We start from the raw sequence: 18750 nt of genomic DNA, 5'->3' as shown, positions 1-18750 counted from the left end.
GAGACAAACGATGAGTGTTAATATATTACAAGCATTTTTGATTGGTTGTGTCTATTACATGGGAATTAGCGGCACACCTTGGTTGACGTCCAATAATAGTATGGCAATGATGCGTCCAATGGTTTCTGGAACAGTTGTGGGGTTAATCTTAGGTGATCCTGTTCAAGGGTGTATTATCGGTTCGGCAATTAATCTTCCTTATTTAGCTTTTATCAGTGCTGGAGGTACTTTGCCAATGGATCCGGGGATTGCTGGAACTTTAGGAACTGCACTTGGACTTTTATCTGGAGTCTCTCCTACAGCCGCAGCTGCTCTTGCTATTCCATTAGGTTTATTGGGAACAGTGGTTTGGGTCGTTCATATGACGGTGGATATTTCTTTTGTGCATATGGCAGATAAAGCAGCGGAAGAAGGCGACATCGATCGTGTTAATTTCTTGCATGTAATTCCACCGCAAATATTTTTGGCTCTTATCACTATTATCCCAGTGATGGTTGCAGTTTATTTTGGAGCAGATTACGTAGCTGGAATGGTGGAGATTTTAGATGGTAAGCCTTTGGAAATTCTAGGTCTTATTGGTGGAATTCTACCTGCGTTAGGGATCGCGATGAATTTGAAAACATTAAATTCCGAAGGAGTAATTGTTTTCTTTGTTCTAGGTTTTATGTTTTCTATGTATTCGGGTTTGAGCATTCTGCCGATATCTGTTTTTGCAGCCGTACTTTCATACATCTACACAAAATTCATGATTACATCTAAAGGAAGCGAAGGTGAAGCTTAATGGAGAAGTCAAAATCTTTACTAACAAAAAAAGACATTACGAAATCCTTTTGGCGTTGGACGTTTTTTTCACACTCTAATTACAATTATGAGCGACTACAATCTACAGCAGTAGTAAATGCACTGACGCCGGCTTTAAAAAAATTATATAGTGACGATAAAGAAGAAATGAAGAAAGCTATTACTCGCCATTTACAATTTTTTAATACAGAACCAAATTTTGGTTGTGCCATACTTTCCATAACAATTGCTTTAGAAGAGGAAAGAAAGCTCGGTGCAAGTGGAATTGACGACACAGGAATTAATAGTTTTAAGACAGGGTTGATGGGACCGTTAGCTGGGATTGGAGATACCCTGTGGCAAGGCACGATTATTCCTATATTGCTGTCCTTTACATTGGCTTTCGGAGCAGAAGGAAATATTTTGATGGGACCGGTTTTATTCTTCTTATCACATTTCATTATTATGTTAGCAATCTCGTATAAGCTTTGGATGTTAGGATATGAAAAAGGAAAAGAAGGAATTTTGAAGCTGATGTCGGGTAATCTGCTTAAAACAGTCTTAACTTTTGCTCAAACATTGGGAGCGATTGTAATTGGTGCATTAGCTTCTCAATTTGTAGCTATAAGCTCTCCATTGTCGGTTTCACTTGGACAGGGTGAATTGGTAATTCAGGATCTTTTAGACCAATTGATCAAAGGTCTGCTTCCATTGGCATTGACATTAGGTGTTTACTATTTGTTACGAAAAAAACAGATGAAAACTACTCACATGTTAGTTGCGCTTATCTTGTTTGGACTAGTATTCGGATTGTTGGGAATTTTTGCTTAGAATAATAAGGAGGAACTCATGGAATTTATCTATCATTTGCCGGTGGATTTGTACTTTGGTGCTGGCAAAATCAACGATTTACCTGATTTAGTCAAAAATTTAGGTAGTCGAGTTTTATTAGTGACAGGTGAGGGTTATCTAGTTGAATCCGGGTTTATTGATAAAATAGCAGATCAATTAAGGGCAAATCTATTGGAAACCACAGTCTTTACAAACGTAGCAGAAAATCCCACGTTAGATTCGGTTAGAGAAGGTGCAACGTTAGCAAAACAAAATAAAAGCGATATTGTAGTGGGAATCGGTGGAGGTAGTTTTATGGATTGTGCTAAAGCAATAGCCTTTGCTGCCAAAAACAGTGAGGACATTTTGACTTACGTGTTAGGTGAGAATACTGGTTGTGAGGCACTACCAACGATACTGATTCCGACAACCTGTGGAACAGGCAGTGAAGTAAATCGCTATACTTTATTAAATAATCCTGAAACTGGAGACAAATTGCCGTTTGGCGACGACTTAATGATACCAACAATATCTTTAGTTGATCCGAATTTGATGAAGACGCTTCCTAAACAAGTGCTGGCAGCTGCAGGTTTTGATGCGTTAACCCACGCAATGGAATCGTATCTATCAAAAAGAGGACAGCCAATTACTCAGCTATTAGCTTTAGAAAGTATTCGTCTTTTAGGCGAAAACTTGGTAGAACTTTATAAAGACTATGAATATGAACTGGGATGGCAAAATGTAACATTAGCTAGTACATTGGCCGGAATGGCGATGGACATTTCTGGCTTAGGGCCAGGACATGGACTAGAACATCCTGTTAGTGGATTGAGAAATATTGTTCATGGAAGAGGAATGGCAGCGTTAATTCCAGTAATATTTAAACACTCGTATCAATCTGATCCTCAGAGATTTGCTAAGATATCACAATTATTAGGTGGGAAGGATGAAAATGATTGTACGGAAAGAATTATGAATTTGTTGGATGCGTTGGATCTAAATGTTCATTTAAAAGAGGAAGGGATGAAAGAAGAAGATATTCCGATTCTCGTTGAAAACGTTAAAGCTCAAAGTATGGATTATCTGACCAATTATCCAGTCACTTTTTCTGATGAAGAAATTGTTCAGCTCTACAAGGAAGCTTTGTAAAAGGAGGATATTATGCTAGTAACTATGAAAGAACTGTTGGATGAGGCAAAAGTTGGTGGTTACGCGGTACCAGCACCTAATGTAGATAACGAACACAATTTACGTGCAGCAATTGAAGCAGCTGAAGAAATGAATTCTCCAGTCATTATTGGACATATTTGTGGATATAATCCAGATATACAATACTTTGGACGAATCGCGACTGATTTAGCCCGAAGAGCAAAAGTTAAAGTAGCAATTAATTTGGATCATGGCGGTAGCTTTGAAGATTGCATGGCAGGTATTCAAGCGGGCTTCACTTCAATTATGATTGATCGATCTCAATCTAGTTTTGATGAAAATGTTTCTGAAGTGAAAGAATTAGCTAAAGCTGCCCATGCTTTAGGGGTCTCAGTAGAAGCTGAATTAGGACACGTAGGTGTAGGGCAAAATTATGCTGTTGATGGTAAGCAAATGCTGACAGATCCCGACGAAGCTGTGAGATTTGTCAAAGAAACAAATGTAGATTGTCTAGCTGTAGCAGTTGGGACTGCTCATGGTGTTTATCAAGGTACTCCAAAAATCCGATTTGAGCTCTTAGAAGAGCTGACAGAAAAAATTCCGGTTCCCTTAGTTTTGCATGGAGGGTCAGGATCTGGTGACGAAAATTTGAGCCGTTGTGCTAAATTAGGAATTTGCAAAGTAAATTTGTCCAATGATTTACGAAAGGCTGCTATTGAAAGTTTGTTGAAACAAGATATATCTGGAGACGGCGCTTATGAAATGTACAATTATTTAGCTGATGGATACAAAGCAAAACTAAAACACTATATTGAAATTCTGGGCAGTAAGGGTATGGGTGGTGAATTGAATGACTGAATTAGTAAGAGCTATTAGTGTTGAAAAAATCGGGTCTGTAGAAAATATAAATTTAGAAAAACCAAAGTTACGGGATTACGAAGTCCTTTTCAAAGTTCACTATGTTTCATTATGTACAATTGAACAGCGTGTTTATAAAGGGAAGCGTGACTATGGTTATCCTTTTCTAGGTGGTCATGAAAACGTCGGTGAAATTATTGAAGTTGGTAATGGAGTGGTAGGTTTTGAAAAAGGTGATTATTCAGTATTTACTTTCAACTATTGTAATCAATGCGAAAGTTGTCAAAGCGGCCGTGGAACTCAATGTGAACATCAAAAGGAGCAACTGCAAAAAATTGAATTTGACGGTTCAATTGTTGGAGGAGCAATGAGCGAATACATTGCTGTACCAGCTTGGCAATTGATCAAAATCACGCCAAAAATAGAGGATTTACCAGTATTTGCTCTAACAGAACCATTGGCATGCTGTATACACAGTGTTGAAAAAGCCAACATTCAGTTCGGTGATACCGTGCTTATTATAGGTTTTGGAATCATGGGCTGGCTTCATTTACAATTAGCGAAATTAAGAGGTGCTATTACTATAGTAAGTGAAGGAGATGAAGAACGGCGGAATTTTGCTCAAGTAGAAGGTGCTGACTATGTAATTAATCCGATGGAAGAATCCGTTGAATCTTGTATCAACGAAATCACACAGCAAAAAGGGGTAACCGTGATTGTAAATACAGTTGCTAATCCTAATATTTGGGATTCGTTATTTAGCTTGTTAACCACTCAAGGAAAAATTATTGCTTATAGTTCACAAGATATGAAAAAACCAGCGTCAGTCGATATGGGTTATATTCATAGCAAAGAAATCCAAATTATTGGTACGGTAAACCCAACTGTACATGATAATTTGAAAGCCACCAAATTAATTATGGCAAAACGGATCGACTTAGAAAAAATGATTGATTCAATTTTTGATTATGAAGATGCTAAGGCAGCTTTTGATCATGCCTGTTTACCGAACGTGTACCGTGTACTAATCAAGTTTTAGCAAAAAAGGGGCCTCGGCCTCTTTTTTGCTATTTAAAAACTGCCCATCATCGACAGGCAGTTCACTAATTATTTAATCACCGTCACCGAAATCGGCGAATGTTTCACCATATAAGAAGCACTTGTACCAAAATACCCTTTGATCCCATGAGTTGCCCGCGAACCTATCACCAGCAAATCCGCATTAGTTTGGGGAAGAATATCCTTCACAATCAATTCCGCAGGATCGCCTTCACCGGTCATCAATTCCAAATCCTTCACACCATGAGCCTGCGCATATTCGCGATATTCCTCCAACTGAAGGAGCAGTTCCTTGCGTTTTTCAGCCATGAATTGTTCGTCCATCACTTCATAAACGCTGAACTGGTCAATTTCCAAAATCGAGCAGATGATTAATTTTGCCCCTTCACGATAAGCAAAATTCACTGCATACTTAAACGCTTTTTGCGCATTCTCCGAAGTATCTACTCCAGTAACGATACACTGAAACTTTTCTGCGACTGCCTGATTTTCCATTAACGGTTTCCTTCTTTCAGTAACGCCTCAACTCGTTTATTTCCTTTGTACAGGTCCCAAATTGTCCAGGCTAACAACAATAATACCAGTACGATGACCACATAGGCAATTGAATCAGCCAGCATCAGTTGGCTGGCTGAAGCGTGATCTCCGAAGAAGCCTTCGATTTGCCCTGGCAAGCCAATCATGTTCAAATAGGTTAAACCAACGACCGAAATCCAGCCTAAAATCTTCACTACCAAATTATTTTTGAAGCGATCGCCCATTTCCGCCCGGCTGTCAGTCATCATCAACAAAGGAATCATTGAAAACGGCAACGCAAAAGCCAGAAATACTTGGGAATTATTCATCAAATCATTCAAGGCTTCATGCTCTTCAATCGTTCCTTTGCCGCGAGTGATCAGCACACAAATCAAAACGGGAACTACCGAAATCAAGCGTGTAACCAATCTTCGCAACCAAATCGGCATCCGCATTTGAATGAAACCTTCCATAATTACTTGTCCTGTCAACGTTCCGGTAATCGTGGAATTTTGTCCCGATGCCAGCAATGCAACCGCGAATAAGGTAGAAAGTAAACCGGATTTTGCCACCGTGACCAATATGCCGTTGCTCAGAGTAGTTGGATCGGACAAAGCTTCGTACAAACCAAAGAAGGAAGGGTCCTTCACAGCGCCAGCTTTGAAAACCGCCACACCCATAATTAGAAGAAGTGCGTTCACTAAGAAAGCCAAGGTCAATTGTATATTCGAATCCCAGGTGGTAAACCGCACTGCTTCAGCAACTCGATCTTCATTATCGTGATCAATTTTACGCGTTTGCGAAACCGCCGAATGCAAGTACAAATTATGGGGCATTACAGTTGCACCAATAATTCCCAACGCACCAGTCAAAGGCGTTTGCCCACCAATCGCTGGTTTGTCCGCGAAGGTTTCGCTATTAGGAATAAAGCCTTTGAACACGTCACCCCAAACAGGATTAGACAAAGTCACTTGATAAATAAAGACAAATAAAATGACGAAAATCAAACAGACGACAATCGCCTCAATTTTCCGAAAACCAATCTTAGTCAATAATAATAGCAGCAACACGTCAAAAACCGTAATGAATACCGCAATCGCCAACGGAATATTAAATAGTAGATACAAAGCTATCGCTGCCCCAATAACCTCGGCAATATCCGTCGCCATGATGGCCAGCTCGGTCAATATCCAAAGAACAATCCCCAACTTTTTACTAGTTCGGGCACGAATCGCCTGAGCCAAATCCATTTGAGTGACAATTCCTAGTTTCGCCGCCATGTATTGCAGCAGCATCGCAATCAGGCTGGACATCAAAATCACCGACATCAGCAAATATTGAAAGTTTTGCCCACCCGTAATTGAAGTGGACCAGTTCCCTGGATCCATATAGCCAACTGCAACCAGTGCGCCAGGTCCAGAATATGCTAATAACGTCTTCCAAAAGCCTTTCCCTTGCGGAACAGTCACGGTTCCGTTGATCTCCTCCAGCGAAGGTCCATTCGCATGATTTAATACTTTATTTTTATGGGCTTGATGATTACTCAAGTGAATCCCACCTTTCTATTCTCTCAATCCGATTCTATAATACTCCTAAATAAGGTAAAGCGAAAGTGAAAAGTATGGTGTGCCTAATTTAACTAAAAATCATTTCGTTTGAACACTTACCGAAGATATATTTGTAGGTGTTAGTATACAAATTTGAATTAAAATCTCGGACTGAATATCGGTGTCATGTTAGAGTAATAATTTTAGTATGAGACAGACTAGCAAGAATTAGTTGGTTGAAGGAAAGTTGAAATAATGACCTATATATTTCAAAAAGATTGAAATATTAGTTCGAATAGTAAATGTCTTGTTAGAAAGTTTGGAATAGGGCTCCCATCATTTCAAACCAGCTGTACCATCGGTCTTCCAGCTCACCATTTCTATTCTTCACTATTTTTGTAAATATCATTAAAGAAAGCCGAAAAATTGCTGAAAAAGTCTTTTTGGCGAGTCTCTTTATTACTAAGTTGGGAAAAGCGTGGCTTATAATGAAAACCGAGATGAGGTGATTTTATGAAAAAACTCTCTCCTTACTTGATCATTCCGTTGGTGGCGCTGCTTTTTATTATGCCGAACCTGATCACCGGTGACATGATTGTAGGGTCAGATGCTGTTTTTCATTTTAATCGGTTTTATGATACCGCAATGCAAATCAGACATGGCAATTTTGAATATTTTCTTACTTTTTACGGCTTTCAGCAATCGGGCCGGATTGTAAATGTGCTTTATGGTCCGCTTTGGGCTTACTGGAATGGATTACTGGTGCTGCTTACAGGTACTTGGTTTCGTTATCAAGTCGCTGCCAATTTCTTTATTTATTTGCTGTCGGGCAGCTCGATGTATTATCTGCTGAAGAAGGCTCGCGTGCCACAAGGACTAAGTGTCACAGTAGCGGTTTTCTTCATGACAACTTTTTCGATTCAATATTGGATTCAGCGTCAAGGATTTACCAGCTGGGGCACGGCGGTTCTGCCATTGTGTCTGCTGCCGATATTGGATATGGTGGAGAAAGGCAAAATTCCGATTGTGAAGCTGGCCTTTGCGATGGCTTTGATGACCCAGATTCATCTGTTTTCTAGTTTACTTTTGGCTTTGATTTATGGATTCTATTTTGTTTATAGCTTCATCAAGAGTTCTCATAAAACAAAGCTGATCAAAGATGTCAGCTTGGCTGTGCTTTTATTTTTGGGACTGACCGCCAATTTATGGGGATCGATGTTCTATTTGTACACCAACAATGAGATTTTGAGTCCCTTTGTGAACCAGCAGATGTCGAATTTCGCGGTAGACAGCGGCAGTGACTATTGGCTGTTTTATCCTTACGCCTTTTTACCGTTAATGGGTGCGATGCTGGCGATTTATTTAAACAATCGCAAAAAGATGACGCCGTTGATTCACTTAACTGGAGCTTTGTCATTGTTTTTCCTGATTTTGTCCAGCGATATTTTACCGTGGACTGATTGGGTGCAGGAACAGGTGCCGTTTGTTTCTTTGATTCAATTTCCGTTTCGTTTCTTTGCGCCTTTCACGGTGTTGTTCGCCTTCTTTGCCGCTCAAGTTTTCTCGACGGTGGTTTGGCCGAAACGCTTGAAACAAATTGTTCCGATGGTAGTTGTAGCGCTAGGAGTGGTGCAAATTTTGTATACCACCACCGATCATTTGCAGCGCTGGCAGACGGATTCCTACATCAATAAGGAAGGAATTCATACCTATGTTTACGGCGATGATCAAACGATTCGCGATTCTTTCTATAGTAAGGATTTGAAAAAAAGTCTGGAGCTGGTGCAAAAAGGTACGCCGGATTATTTGCCGGTTTATGAAGAAACGGATCGCAACAATTACAATATGTACAAAAAAGAAATCGTCGATAGAAATCCAGATTTCCAGAAAACCGTGGATGGCTCTTCGTTGATTATTCAATGGAATCAAGCAGAGTCTGGTGAAACGCAGGTACCGATTATTGTGTATGCTGGTTCAGAGGTGGAAGTCAATGGACAAAAAGTTTCACCGATCTTGTCAGAAATTGGCACGCCAACGGTTGAAGGGAAAAGCGGACAAAATACAGTTCGCTTACGCTTCCGAGCACCGGCGTATGTAACGATTAGCTTGTGGGTGACTCTATTGTGTTGGTTAGTTTTTCCATCATACTTTTTAATCAAAAAATTTAGACGGTAAAAACCATCGCCAACAAATAGTTGGCGATGGTTTTTTGGCAAGTAATTCTTTACAAAGTGACTCAATGTGGGTACGATGACGTAAAAAGGAGGCTTTTTTATGACTACAAGTAAACAGGCAACAAAAGATGACTACATTCGCGTTCGCATTAATGGCCAGTTGAAAAAGGAAGCGAGCGAAATTATCGAAAGTATGCAATTAGATATGAGCACAGTCATCAACATGACTCTAGACCAGATTGTTCGCCACAACGGACTGCCTTTTGAAGTGACAAACGATGACGAAGAAACGATTCAATTGAAAAAGTTGCAATCAGAAGTCGCTAAAGGATTGGCGTCTTTTAATCAGGAGAAGACCTACGATATTGACGAAGTAAAAGCGCTGTTCGCTAAATCTGGTGAGTAAGATGGATCAGGCAAAAGTTATTGAATTTTCCGAAACAGCAGTGAAAGATCTTCAGAATATTTTTGATTATGTGGTGTCTTATTCATCTTAAGAGGCAACTGCTGAAAAGTATGTTTAAAAGATGATCGACCGGATTGAGCATTTGAAGCAAACGCCGAATATGGGTGTGCTGGCAAACAACAAACTTTCTCAGTAGTTATCAACAGAGTATGCTTATCGATTACTGTTTCTTGATCCGTATGTTGCTGTGTATCTTTCTGAAGAAGAAAATCAGTTGGTCAAAATTATCAGAGTCCTCCATCATAAGCAAGATTATCCAGCTTTATTTTAAAAACACCAAAAACCATCGCCAGCGTAAAAAAGTTGGCGATGGTTTTGCATTACGAATTCCCGCGACTGAGCTTTCGTTTATCAATCTTTCCAGCATTTAAAAACCAATACTGATGATAATCACCCGCTAACGCAGTGAATGGTACAGGCATTTTGCCGACGGCTTCGATTTTTTCAGTCAAATATTCTTTTACAATCCAGGGATCTTCCAAAGCACGTTGCTGCAGGTGAAGAATTCGCTGGATTTTTTCATCGGTAGTATGGAGATCACGAGCAATTTCTTCGACTGAAAGACCAGAAAGCGCTAGGTTTTCCTGGAATTCTTGGATCGTGTCTTGCATTTGTTGTGGAGTTAGAGACATGGGGCTCACTTCCTATTCTTACTGTTTTTATCGATGGTACTACTGATAATAAAATCTGTCGAACAATTCATAACCGCGGCCGTAATTTTTTACTGAAACTCTAGTTTTTTTCTTTTTAAGATAAAAATGCTTAAATCGATAAAAACAAAACAATCGATGATAAGATGTGTTTGTAAATGAATAAATAGGAGGAATTAGAAGTGGAAAATACTGCAAAGAAAAGTCGTAAAAATCAGTTTATCCGAGCTTTTGAAACATTCGGACGTTCATTCTTGTTACCGGTTTCGGTGTTGCCGGCTGCTGGGATTTTAAAAGGAATCGGGTCAGCCTTCACCAATTCGAGTACGGTAGAGATGCACCCATGGATGGCGAATGAGACGTTGCAATTTGTTATGGGATTTTTGGATATGTTGGGAAGCGTCGCCTTCAGTAATTTGCCGGTAATTTTTGCGGTAGGTGTTGCTGTTGGATTGGCGAAACAGGAAAAAGGCTCGGCTGCTTTATCAGGATTATTAGGATTTTTAGTATTACACAAAACGTTGAACTTCTTATTAGCAGCAAGCGGTCAGCTGGTTGACGCTAGTGCGGAAAATGCCAGTGAATTAATGGCTGCGAACATGCAGACGACGATTCTGGGAATTCAAACGATGGATTTAAATGTATTTGGTGGGATTATTACTGGTATTATTGTTTATCTTGTCCACAAAAAAGCCATCCGAGTTCAAGTACCGCAAATTTTCGGCTTCTTTAGTGGCCCACGTTTGGTACCGATTTTGATTATGCCGGCAATGGCAATGGTGGCAGTTGGATTCTTCTTTGTTTGGCCGTTAGTTCAAGCGGGAATTAACTTGTTGTCAGTAGCTATTTTGAAATCTGGTTACTTTGGTACCTTTGCATACGGTGTTATTGAACGGTTGCTTTTGCCATTTGGTTTGCATCATGGACTAAATTGGCCAGTACGGACAACCCCGTTAGGCGGAACCTTCTTAATTGGCGGCCAAGAATTTTCAGGAACAATCAATGCCTACATGGCAGCACTTGCTGGTAAAAGCCCGATTGATCCGATGATTACTCGTTTCTCATCAGGGAAATTTATTTTCAACATGTTCGGTTTACCAGGTGCAGCTTTAGCGATGTATGTTACTGCGAAACCAGAAAATAAAAAGACAGTAGGATCTTTGCTGCTTGCGGCAGGGTTAACTTCATTCTTAACAGGTATTACTGAACCTTTGGAATTTACCTTCTTATTTATTGCTCCAGCACTTTACGGCGTTCATGCTGTTTTAGCAGGAACCACTATGTTGGTAGCGAACTTAGCGGGTGCGGCTTTCCTTACACCAACTGGACACGGATTGATTAACTTTATTATTTACGGCGTTCTGCAAGGGACACGTACAAAATGGTTCTTATTGCCGATCATTGGGGTATTTTGTTTCGCCATTTACTTTGTAGTCTTCACTTATGTAATTAAGAAATTTGACTTTAAGACACCAGGCCGCGAGGATGATCCAGCGACTATCGCATTGCATGGTAAGGATGAAACTCGTAAGAAAATGGGCGTGAAAACCCTTAAAGACATCGAGAAAGAAAGACAAAGTGGAGCAGTTGATGGGGCTAAATTGAGCTTGCATGACCAAGCGGTTGCCTTGATTGATGCTCACGGCGGATCTGAAAATATTGACAACGTGGATGCGTGTATCACTCGCCTGAGAATCAATGTAAAAGATGATTCAGTTGTTGACAGTGATCGGATCAAGTCCGATTTGAATGCGATGGGCTTTAACAAATCTGGTATGCAGATGCAATCCATCTATGGTGGTCGTGCGAATCAGCTGAAGGTTGAAATTCAGGATATTCTCGGATTGGCGGAATAAATAAATGACTATTGAAAAAATGATTATAACTGACTTAGACGGCACATTTGTCAAGGATTCGCGGAAAGTTGCATCGATTGATCAACAATCACTATTGGACTTAAAGGAAACCATGCAGGTAGGAATTGCGACCGGTCGTTCCATTAAGGAAATCGAATTTATTGAAGAACAGACTGGCATTAAGGCCGACGTGAAAATTGGATTTAACGGAGCTGTGGTTGAAGTAGGCGGCGAACGTATTTTTGAACAAACCATTTCAAAAGACTCTTTGGAACCAATATTGGCTTACATCCAGGAAAAAGAATTGGTGTTTGATGCGTTGGATGGTGATCAGCGGATTGGCACCCATAAATCTGAGGATATCGAGCGGCTGTGGAATATGCAGCTGGTTGAGCCGGAGGGATTGTTTGAACTGCTGCAGCAAAAGAAAATTTTCAAGATCAATATTCGGCCAGATGCTGATAAAAGTGATCAGCTTTTGGAGGATTTGTCGGTACGTTTTCCCGATTTGGCGATTTGTAAAAGCGGCGAGAAGCGAATCGAAATTACCCCTAAAAATATTACCAAAGGGCACGCCTTGGAAATTGTTCGGCAGCACAAGGATCTGCAAATTTTCTCAGTAGGCGATTCAGAAAATGATATCAGCATGTTCCAAACGTCAAACTACTCATTTTGTATGTCCCATGCTTCGGCACAGGTTAAACAGTATGCCAGCACGGTAATCAATAATTTTTATGAAGTAAAAAAATTAATTGCTTAAAAGGAGGAACAGCAGGTGCTATTTGGAAAAAAGAAACTAATTGTTTCCCCCGTCAACGGCCGCTTTATTCCGATTGAACAGGTGAATGATCCAGTCTTTGCTGAAGGGATGATGGGAGACGGCGTGGCGGTTATCCCAAGTGAAAATACAATTGTCAGTCCGGTTGAAGGAACAATAACCATGCTGTCTGAACAAAAACATGGCATTGGTATCACAATGGAGGGCGGTACTGAACTGCTGATTCATATGGGAATTGATACCGTGGAGCTTGGCGGCAAACCCTTCGAGATCAACGTTCAGCAAAATGACCAAGTAAAACCTGGTGATGCGTTGGCAACGATGGATGTCGATATGGTCAGAGCCGAAGGGAGAGACCCGGTGATTATGATTATCGCCACGGGTAAAACCTTGAAAAAGAAAAAGTATAGCCAGGAAAAAGATGTTTCCGTATTGGATGAATTAGCGAAAATAGAATAAAGTAAAACAAGGCCGCAGCCAACCGATAAAAAGGGAGACTGCGGCTTTATTTGTTATTCAGTTAGTTGACCAGCACTTTTTAGTTCATGCTCCTTTTGGTCGCTGACGAGTAAGACAGTCTCAAAAATAATTTCACTTGCCACTGACAGCATTAAGCGGGAACGCATCTTTTTCCGCTGCTGCGGACTTTGGTGAATCATCAGGGCAATTGTACTGAGATTCGCTAAGGCATTGCTGGATAAAGAAGTGATCGTAATTATTTTGCAGCCGGTTACTTTGCAAGCCGTAATGACTTCGATCAGCTGTTCTTCTGATCCGCTAAGGGAAAACACCACGATACAATCTTCTTTTTTCGCCACGTCTGGAATATCCCGAATGGGGAACACTTCGGAATAATCATTGGACCATAGACCAAAATTTTTCAGCTTGTGATTAAAGGAATTCACGACAGTAGCACTAGAGCCAATGCCAACACAAAAAATTCTTCTGCTGTTTAAAATGGCTTCAGCAATCGCCGTTAGTTTTTCCTTGTCCATCATGTGCAGGGTGCGGTCAAAATCGGAGGCCATCGTTTGCAGCATATTTTCATAGCTTCGTTCAGGCCGTGCTTGCTCCTCTTTCTGCCGGGTGGCAATCAGCGCATACTTAAACTCCGTAAAGGTTCGATAATTCAGTTTTTTGATGGCGCGGATAATTGTAGGGGCAGAAATATGTAATGCATCTTCGATAATTTTCAGTTTTAGATTTTCAATATCTTGGTAATCCAGCAGGTAATCAATTGCTAATTGTTCCGTACTCGATAACTCATCATAGTGCTTTTGAATTTGCGAGTAAACCGCATCCATAGTTGTCAACTCCCGTTTTTTATGTTAATTGCAGTATAGCATATTTAATACTTTACTGACGGGATTTTTCCTTGAACAACCGCTCAAACTTCGCTAAACTGAAAGTGATCGTTGACCAAAGGAAGTGGATTCAGTCCGGCGCACTATCCATTACAAATAAAGTAATTTAGTGAAACGTGGAAAAGCAGTCTAGACAAATAAACTGAAAAAATTTCGTTAGAGAAGTCAGTTTATTTGTTGTGCCTAGAGGATGCTTTTTCACGTTTTTTTGTGTACCCCAAAACCCGTCAACGATCAATTTAAAAAAAGGAGAATCCACATGAATATCAATCAACTAAATAAAACAGTGACCATTTTTGCAGATACCGGAGAGAATATTTGGACCGATCCCTATGTTGCCCAGCAAATGCTGGCGGCTCATTTAAATGAACAAGCCGATGGAGCGACTAGAAACAAAAGCTTTGTCGAAAAATCGCTAAAGTGGCTGAATGAAGAATTTCCAGCCGTTGACTATCCTAAAATTTTAGACCTTGGTTGTGGCCCGGGGATTTATGCTGAAAAGTTTCTGCGAGCAGGCTATCAAGTGACTGGTTTGGATTTTTCCCGAACTAGTATCGATTACGCTCGACAATCTGCCGAAGAAAAAGGACTTGAGATTGACTATATTTGTGCTGATTACCTTATGGCTGATTGGCAAGAGGGACGATACGATTTGATTTTTATGATTTATTGCGATTTGGGCGTGCTGTCTCATGAAGGACGCAAACTTATCTTGCAAAAAGCCGCTCAAGCGTTAAATCCTGGTGGTAAATTGATTTTTGATGTGTTCACTCCTGAAAAATACAAAGAGTTTACACCAACTCAAACTTGGCAAATAGAAGAAAACAGTTTTTGGAGCGCTGAGCCTTGCTTGCATTTGCAACGAAGCAAGCAGTATGGCCGAACCTATTTGGATGCTCACCATTTACTTTACGAACAAAACCAGAAAACCTTCTACATTTGGGAAACGGTTTTTACTCCCGAAGAAGTGATTGAAGAATTGCGGGCTGAGGGATTTACAAAAATCGAAGTCTACAGCAATCTTGCAGGTGACTTGTGGGAAGCTGATTCTGACACAGCCTGTTTTGTATCTGCTATCAAATAGTAAGGGAAAACTCTACGCTGCGTTGGTTGTTTTGCGGTGTAGAGTTTCGTATGCTTAGAAAAAGGAGTTGAAGAGGATGGATGTTATCCAAACAGGACAATTAATTCGTCAGCTGCGAAAAGAACGGGGCTGGACGCAGCAGGAATTGGCAAATCAATTGATGATCAGTGATCGTACGGTCTCAAAATGGGAAAGGGGCCGCGGGTATCCCGATGTTTCGTTGGTCACTAAGCTTTCCCAGCTTTTTCAAGTTGAAACCAATCAATTATTAGCGGGGGAGTTAACTTGCCAGCAAAAAAATACCGGTGATATTCGAAAAATCACTTTTTACGCGTGCCCGACTTGTCAGACCATCAATTTTTCATTCGGAAAAACCGAAATGGTGTGCTGCGGGCGCAAATTGGAGCCATTGATCCCGCAAAAGGAAACGGCCGAACACACCGCACATCTGCAAGAAGTAGAAAGTGACTGGTATATCACGTTTGAACATGAGATGGAGAAGGAACACTATATTTCCTTCATTGCTATCGTTTCTGGGGATCAAGTCCTGTTGAAAAAAATGTACCCCGAACAAGAAGCAGCCGTTCGTCTACCCAAAATATATCAGGGAAATCTTTATTTCTATTGTACAACCCACGGATTATTTAAAAAGGAGTAAATAATGAGCACTTTCTATGCACAGCCAATGGCAAACTGGCCGCGAGCAGAGTCGTTTTATTACTATTCACAAATGGCACCTACTAGTTATTCTGTCACGGTCAAACTAAATGTTACGAAGCTAAAAGCCGAGGTACAGCAGCGGGGATTAAAGTTTTTTCCGGCCTATCTGTATGCGGTTAGTCGAGTAGTAAGTCAGATTCAAGAATTAAAAATGGCAGTAAAGGATGAAACAGTAGGATACTGGGATTACTTGAATCCGGTCTATCCACAGTTTCATCACGAAGATCAGACAGTTTCTTTATTATGGACGGAATATTCACCTGATTTTGCCGAGTTTTATCAACGCTATCTATCTGATACGCAAAAATTCGCCGACGATCGTGGGATGTTAACCAAAAAGGGTGCACCACCGGAAAATTCTTATGTCATCTCCTGCATTCCTTGGTTCAGCTTTGACAGCTTTTCTTTGCAGCATCATAATCTGAAGGATTACTATTTCCCTAGTTTTGAAGCGGGAAAATTTACCCAGCAAGACGGGGAATTGTACATGCCTTTGGCGGTTAATGCGCATCATGCAGCAACAGACGGTTACCAGTTGAAAATATTTTTGGAGGAACTGCAGAAATTGATGGATACGGCAGCGGAGTGGATGGGTTGAAGCTAACAGCTTAGTACATTTATTTTTGGTGTATCGAAAATAAATGCAGAAAAGTTTGAATAATTTCGATCTACCGAAAATATAGGCTGAAATGTTGTTTAGCCGGGCTAAATCGAACATAGCAAAATAATCAGCAGAATTTTTTTAATACAAATTCTATTTTTCTCATTTACATTTAATATCTCTTGAGGTATACTAAGTTCAATTCATCAGTTGGAGGTTATTACCATGTTAAAGAATACTCTTACACAACTGAATAACCGCTATTACGTTAGCTATTATTAGATACGTTTGTATTCATCAGGATACAAACGGACAAAGTTTGTATCTATGATGGCTAATGGGTTTCAACGCGTCACCAGCCACGTAGGTAATTCTAAGTGGCTGCGAATAGAGCGGAAAATGTAATCTTACTTTCGTTATATCCAATCGTCCACTTAGACTATCTAGGTGGACGATTTTTTAATTCGAAAGGGAGAGAAAATAATGAAAAAAGTATTAGCAGGATTAGGAATTTTTAGTTTATTAGTATTAGGGGCATGTGGGCAAGGCGAATCAGCAACTGAAAACGGAAATGACGATGTAAAAACAGTTGGGGCACTACAGTTTGTAGAACACGAATCATTAGATGACTCTTACAAAGGGTTCGTTCGCGGCTTGGAAGAAGAAGGCTTTGTGGATGGCGACACAGTGAATATCGATTACCACAATGCACAGGGCAGCCAGGATAACTTGAAAAGCATCAGTGAAAAATTAGTCAAATCGGAGCCAGATTTATTACTGGGAGTGACCACCGTTGCCGGTCAATCGTTGTTAACAGCTACTACAGATATTCCGATTGTGGTGACTTGTGTAACGGACCTGCAGGAAGCAAAATTAGTGAAGAGCTACGATGAACCAGGGGGGAATGTGACGGGAACCACCAACATGTCGCCAGTTGCCAAGCAAATTAAATTGCTGCTGTCGATTGTGCCGAATGCTAAAAAAGTCGGAATCATGTACAATTCTGGGGAAATTAATTCAAAAATTCAAGCTGATTTAGCGGTTGAAGCCTTAGAAAAAGCCGGCGTTGAACCGGTGATCCGTACCGTAACCAGCACCAATGATGTGCAGCAAGTTTCTCAAACGGTTGCTGATGAAGTAGACGGCATTTACCTGCCAACGGATAACACTTTTGCCAGTGCAAAAACCCTAGTTGGCGATGTGATGAAAGAGAAAAAAGTGCCTTTAGTAGCTGGTGCAATTAATGATGCCAAAGAAGCCGGAATTGCAACAATCGGAATTAACTACGAAGAATTGGGCGCTCAAACTGGTAGAATGGCAGCGAAAATCTTGCGGGGTGAAGCAACGCCAGCGGAAATGCCTGTTGAAGAATCTGAAAACTTGGAATTCTTTGTCAACGAAGAAATGTGTGAAGCGTTAGGCATCGATCCAGCAAGCATCAAAAATCCAGAGGAATAAATTGATGATATAGAATGCAAGCTCGACTTGAGGTAGAAGTCGAGCTTGTATTTTTTGATTTATTGGGTAAGTATAAATATGCTATTATGTTACTGAGGAGTAACGAAAAATAGTTGGTGCGCAAATTCAGAATAGTAATGAGGTGAATTAAATGGAAGAGATAATCGAGCGTTATTCTAGCGAGACAGGTGTGAAGGAACAATACAAAAAACTAAGAATGAAAGAAATAGTTGAAGTGAAACAGGAACAGTTTGAGGTTGAGCATGAGTATTATCAAAGATTATCTGACGGTGAACTGTTTGAACCTTTTGAGAATCCTGATAAAAACTTGGAAAAAGATTATGCGTTATATCGTCAGAAGCATTCGCTGCTGTCACCAGAAGAGGTGAAGCAGATTCGAATGAATTATCAGCTGTCAGTCAGAGATTTTTCCAAATTATTAGGAATCAGCTACAGCAATCTTTCGACGGTTGAAAATGGCAGTATCCAAGCAAACTACATTGATTCCCTATTGCGACTTGCAGAAGAACCATTGGCTTTTTTACATTTGGTCCAGCAGCGCAGTGATCTATTATCTGAAAAAGCCTACCAAGATTTATCAGCACGCCTTGAGCAACTTGTTGCAGATTCAAAAAAAGCTGACGTCGCTTTGTAAAGAATTACCCGTCCAAAAAGCTGCTTATATAATAGAAGGAAAAAGTAAAATAAGTAATCTGATGAACTGTATCCAAATGGTTATAAAGCGTGTTTATCATAAAAATTCCGAAATATATTCAACTTAGCTGGTTTTTATTGTATAATTTATTTGTGAGAAGTAAGCGTTTTTGCATAATGTGCTTTTGGGGAAAAGCATAATCAC

General features: G+C 40.3%; 20 protein-coding genes. 16 read left to right on the top strand and 4 right to left on the bottom strand.

Features of this window, described 5'->3' with window-relative positions:
* The first annotated feature begins 10 nt into the window (after window positions 1-10).
* Genes JZO70_RS18095 through JZO70_RS18075 form a run of 5 tightly spaced genes read left to right on the top strand, consistent with a single transcriptional unit; the run spans window position 11 to window position 4657 of the window.
* Window positions 11-781 (top strand): PTS mannose/fructose/sorbose/N-acetylgalactosamine transporter subunit IIC, encoded by a 771-nt coding sequence (locus JZO70_RS18095; protein WP_207675079.1) that lies wholly within the window; start codon window positions 11-13, stop codon window positions 779-781.
* Complete coding sequence (locus tag JZO70_RS18090; protein WP_207675078.1) at window positions 781-1611, top strand: PTS system mannose/fructose/sorbose family transporter subunit IID; 831 nt, start codon at window positions 781-783, stop codon at window positions 1609-1611. Before JZO70_RS18095 ends, JZO70_RS18090 begins: the two co-directional genes overlap by 1 nt.
* A gap of 18 nt (window positions 1612-1629) precedes the next feature.
* Complete coding sequence (locus tag JZO70_RS18085; RefSeq protein WP_207675077.1) at window positions 1630-2760, top strand: iron-containing alcohol dehydrogenase; 1131 nt, start codon at window positions 1630-1632, stop codon at window positions 2758-2760.
* A 12-nt stretch (window positions 2761-2772) separates the two neighbouring features.
* Window positions 2773-3618, top strand: coding sequence for a class II fructose-bisphosphate aldolase (locus JZO70_RS18080; protein ID WP_207675076.1), 846 nt, complete (start codon window positions 2773-2775; stop codon window positions 3616-3618).
* On the top strand, window positions 3611-4657 hold the full coding sequence (locus JZO70_RS18075; RefSeq protein ID WP_207675075.1) for a zinc-dependent alcohol dehydrogenase: 1047 nt from the start codon (window positions 3611-3613) through the stop codon (window positions 4655-4657). The genes JZO70_RS18080 and JZO70_RS18075 overlap by 8 nt, the downstream gene beginning before the upstream one ends.
* A 68-nt stretch (window positions 4658-4725) precedes the next feature.
* Here JZO70_RS18075 and JZO70_RS18070 read toward each other — a convergent pair whose 3' ends face one another.
* Both JZO70_RS18070 and JZO70_RS18065 read right to left on the bottom strand, forming a co-directional pair.
* Window positions 4726-5172, bottom strand: a complete 447-nt coding sequence (locus JZO70_RS18070) for a universal stress protein (protein ID WP_207675074.1) — start codon at window positions 5170-5172, stop codon at window positions 4726-4728.
* On the bottom strand, window positions 5172-6740 hold the full coding sequence (locus tag JZO70_RS18065; protein WP_242704008.1) for an Nramp family divalent metal transporter: 1569 nt from the start codon (window positions 6738-6740) through the stop codon (window positions 5172-5174). Before JZO70_RS18065 ends, JZO70_RS18070 begins: the two co-directional genes overlap by 1 nt.
* A gap of 513 nt (window positions 6741-7253) precedes the next feature.
* On the opposite strand from JZO70_RS18065, the gene JZO70_RS18060 reads away from it, so the two are divergent.
* The 3 genes from JZO70_RS18060 (at window position 7254) to JZO70_RS22765 (ending at window position 9651) form a co-directional block, all read left to right on the top strand.
* Complete coding sequence (locus tag JZO70_RS18060; RefSeq protein ID WP_207675073.1) at window positions 7254-8915, top strand: glycosyltransferase family protein; 1662 nt, start codon at window positions 7254-7256, stop codon at window positions 8913-8915.
* A gap of 99 nt (window positions 8916-9014) precedes the next feature.
* Window positions 9015-9320, top strand: a complete 306-nt coding sequence (locus JZO70_RS18055) for a type II toxin-antitoxin system RelB/DinJ family antitoxin (RefSeq protein ID WP_207675072.1) — start codon at window positions 9015-9017, stop codon at window positions 9318-9320.
* Window positions 9321-9543: 223 nt separating this feature from the next.
* Window positions 9544-9651: a type II toxin-antitoxin system RelE/ParE family toxin gene (locus JZO70_RS22765; protein WP_207675113.1), complete on the top strand. Its 108-nt coding sequence runs from the start codon at window positions 9544-9546 to the stop codon at window positions 9649-9651.
* Window positions 9652-9700: 49 nt separating this feature from the next.
* Here the strand turns inward: JZO70_RS22765 and JZO70_RS18045 are convergent, their stop codons facing one another.
* Window positions 9701-10012 (bottom strand): DUF2316 family protein, encoded by a 312-nt coding sequence (locus tag JZO70_RS18045; RefSeq protein WP_207675071.1) that lies wholly within the window; start codon window positions 10010-10012, stop codon window positions 9701-9703.
* A 200-nt stretch (window positions 10013-10212) separates the two neighbouring features.
* On the opposite strand from JZO70_RS18045, the gene JZO70_RS18040 reads away from it, so the two are divergent.
* From JZO70_RS18040 to JZO70_RS18030, 3 genes are read left to right on the top strand one after another with little or no spacing between them, the layout of a single operon-like run.
* Complete coding sequence (locus JZO70_RS18040; RefSeq protein WP_207675070.1) at window positions 10213-11886, top strand: PTS transporter subunit EIIC; 1674 nt, start codon at window positions 10213-10215, stop codon at window positions 11884-11886.
* Window positions 11887-11890: 4 nt separating this feature from the next.
* Window positions 11891-12646 (top strand): Cof-type HAD-IIB family hydrolase, encoded by a 756-nt coding sequence (locus JZO70_RS18035; RefSeq protein ID WP_207675069.1) that lies wholly within the window; start codon window positions 11891-11893, stop codon window positions 12644-12646.
* 15 nt (window positions 12647-12661) lie between these two features.
* A complete protein-coding gene (locus JZO70_RS18030; RefSeq protein WP_207675068.1) occupies window positions 12662-13123 on the top strand; it encodes a glucose PTS transporter subunit IIA in 462 nt (153 codons plus the stop codon).
* A gap of 53 nt (window positions 13124-13176) precedes the next feature.
* On the opposite strand, the gene JZO70_RS18025 is transcribed toward JZO70_RS18030, so the two are convergent.
* Window positions 13177-13968: a MurR/RpiR family transcriptional regulator gene (locus tag JZO70_RS18025; protein WP_207675067.1), complete on the bottom strand. Its 792-nt coding sequence runs from the start codon at window positions 13966-13968 to the stop codon at window positions 13177-13179.
* Between the two features lie 319 nt (window positions 13969-14287).
* Here JZO70_RS18025 and JZO70_RS18020 point away from each other — a divergent pair, with 319 nt between their 5' ends.
* From JZO70_RS18020 to JZO70_RS18000, 5 genes are all read left to right on the top strand, one after another.
* Window positions 14288-15112, top strand: coding sequence for a class I SAM-dependent methyltransferase (locus JZO70_RS18020; RefSeq protein WP_207675066.1), 825 nt, complete (start codon window positions 14288-14290; stop codon window positions 15110-15112).
* A 76-nt stretch (window positions 15113-15188) separates the two neighbouring features.
* The gene (locus JZO70_RS18015; protein ID WP_207675065.1) at window positions 15189-15770 is read left to right on the top strand and encodes a helix-turn-helix domain-containing protein; all 582 of its coding nucleotides are present in this window, start codon (window positions 15189-15191) and stop codon (window positions 15768-15770) included.
* A 3-nt stretch (window positions 15771-15773) separates the two neighbouring features.
* Window positions 15774-16430, top strand: a complete 657-nt coding sequence (locus JZO70_RS18010; protein WP_207675064.1) for a chloramphenicol acetyltransferase — start codon at window positions 15774-15776, stop codon at window positions 16428-16430.
* Between the two features lie 483 nt (window positions 16431-16913).
* A complete protein-coding gene (locus JZO70_RS18005) occupies window positions 16914-17891 on the top strand; it encodes an ABC transporter substrate binding protein (protein ID WP_347565199.1) in 978 nt (325 codons plus the stop codon).
* 151 nt (window positions 17892-18042) lie between these two features.
* Complete coding sequence (locus tag JZO70_RS18000) at window positions 18043-18546, top strand: hypothetical protein (protein ID WP_207675062.1); 504 nt, start codon at window positions 18043-18045, stop codon at window positions 18544-18546.
* Window positions 18547-18750 lie beyond the last annotated feature (204 nt).

This window comes from Candidatus Enterococcus moelleringii (assembly GCF_017377575.1).
Classification (GTDB): domain Bacteria; phylum Bacillota; class Bacilli; order Lactobacillales; family Enterococcaceae; genus Enterococcus_A; species Enterococcus_A moelleringii.
Note: the sequence above shows the minus strand (reverse complement) of the source record. Positions and strands in the feature narration are given on the sequence as shown.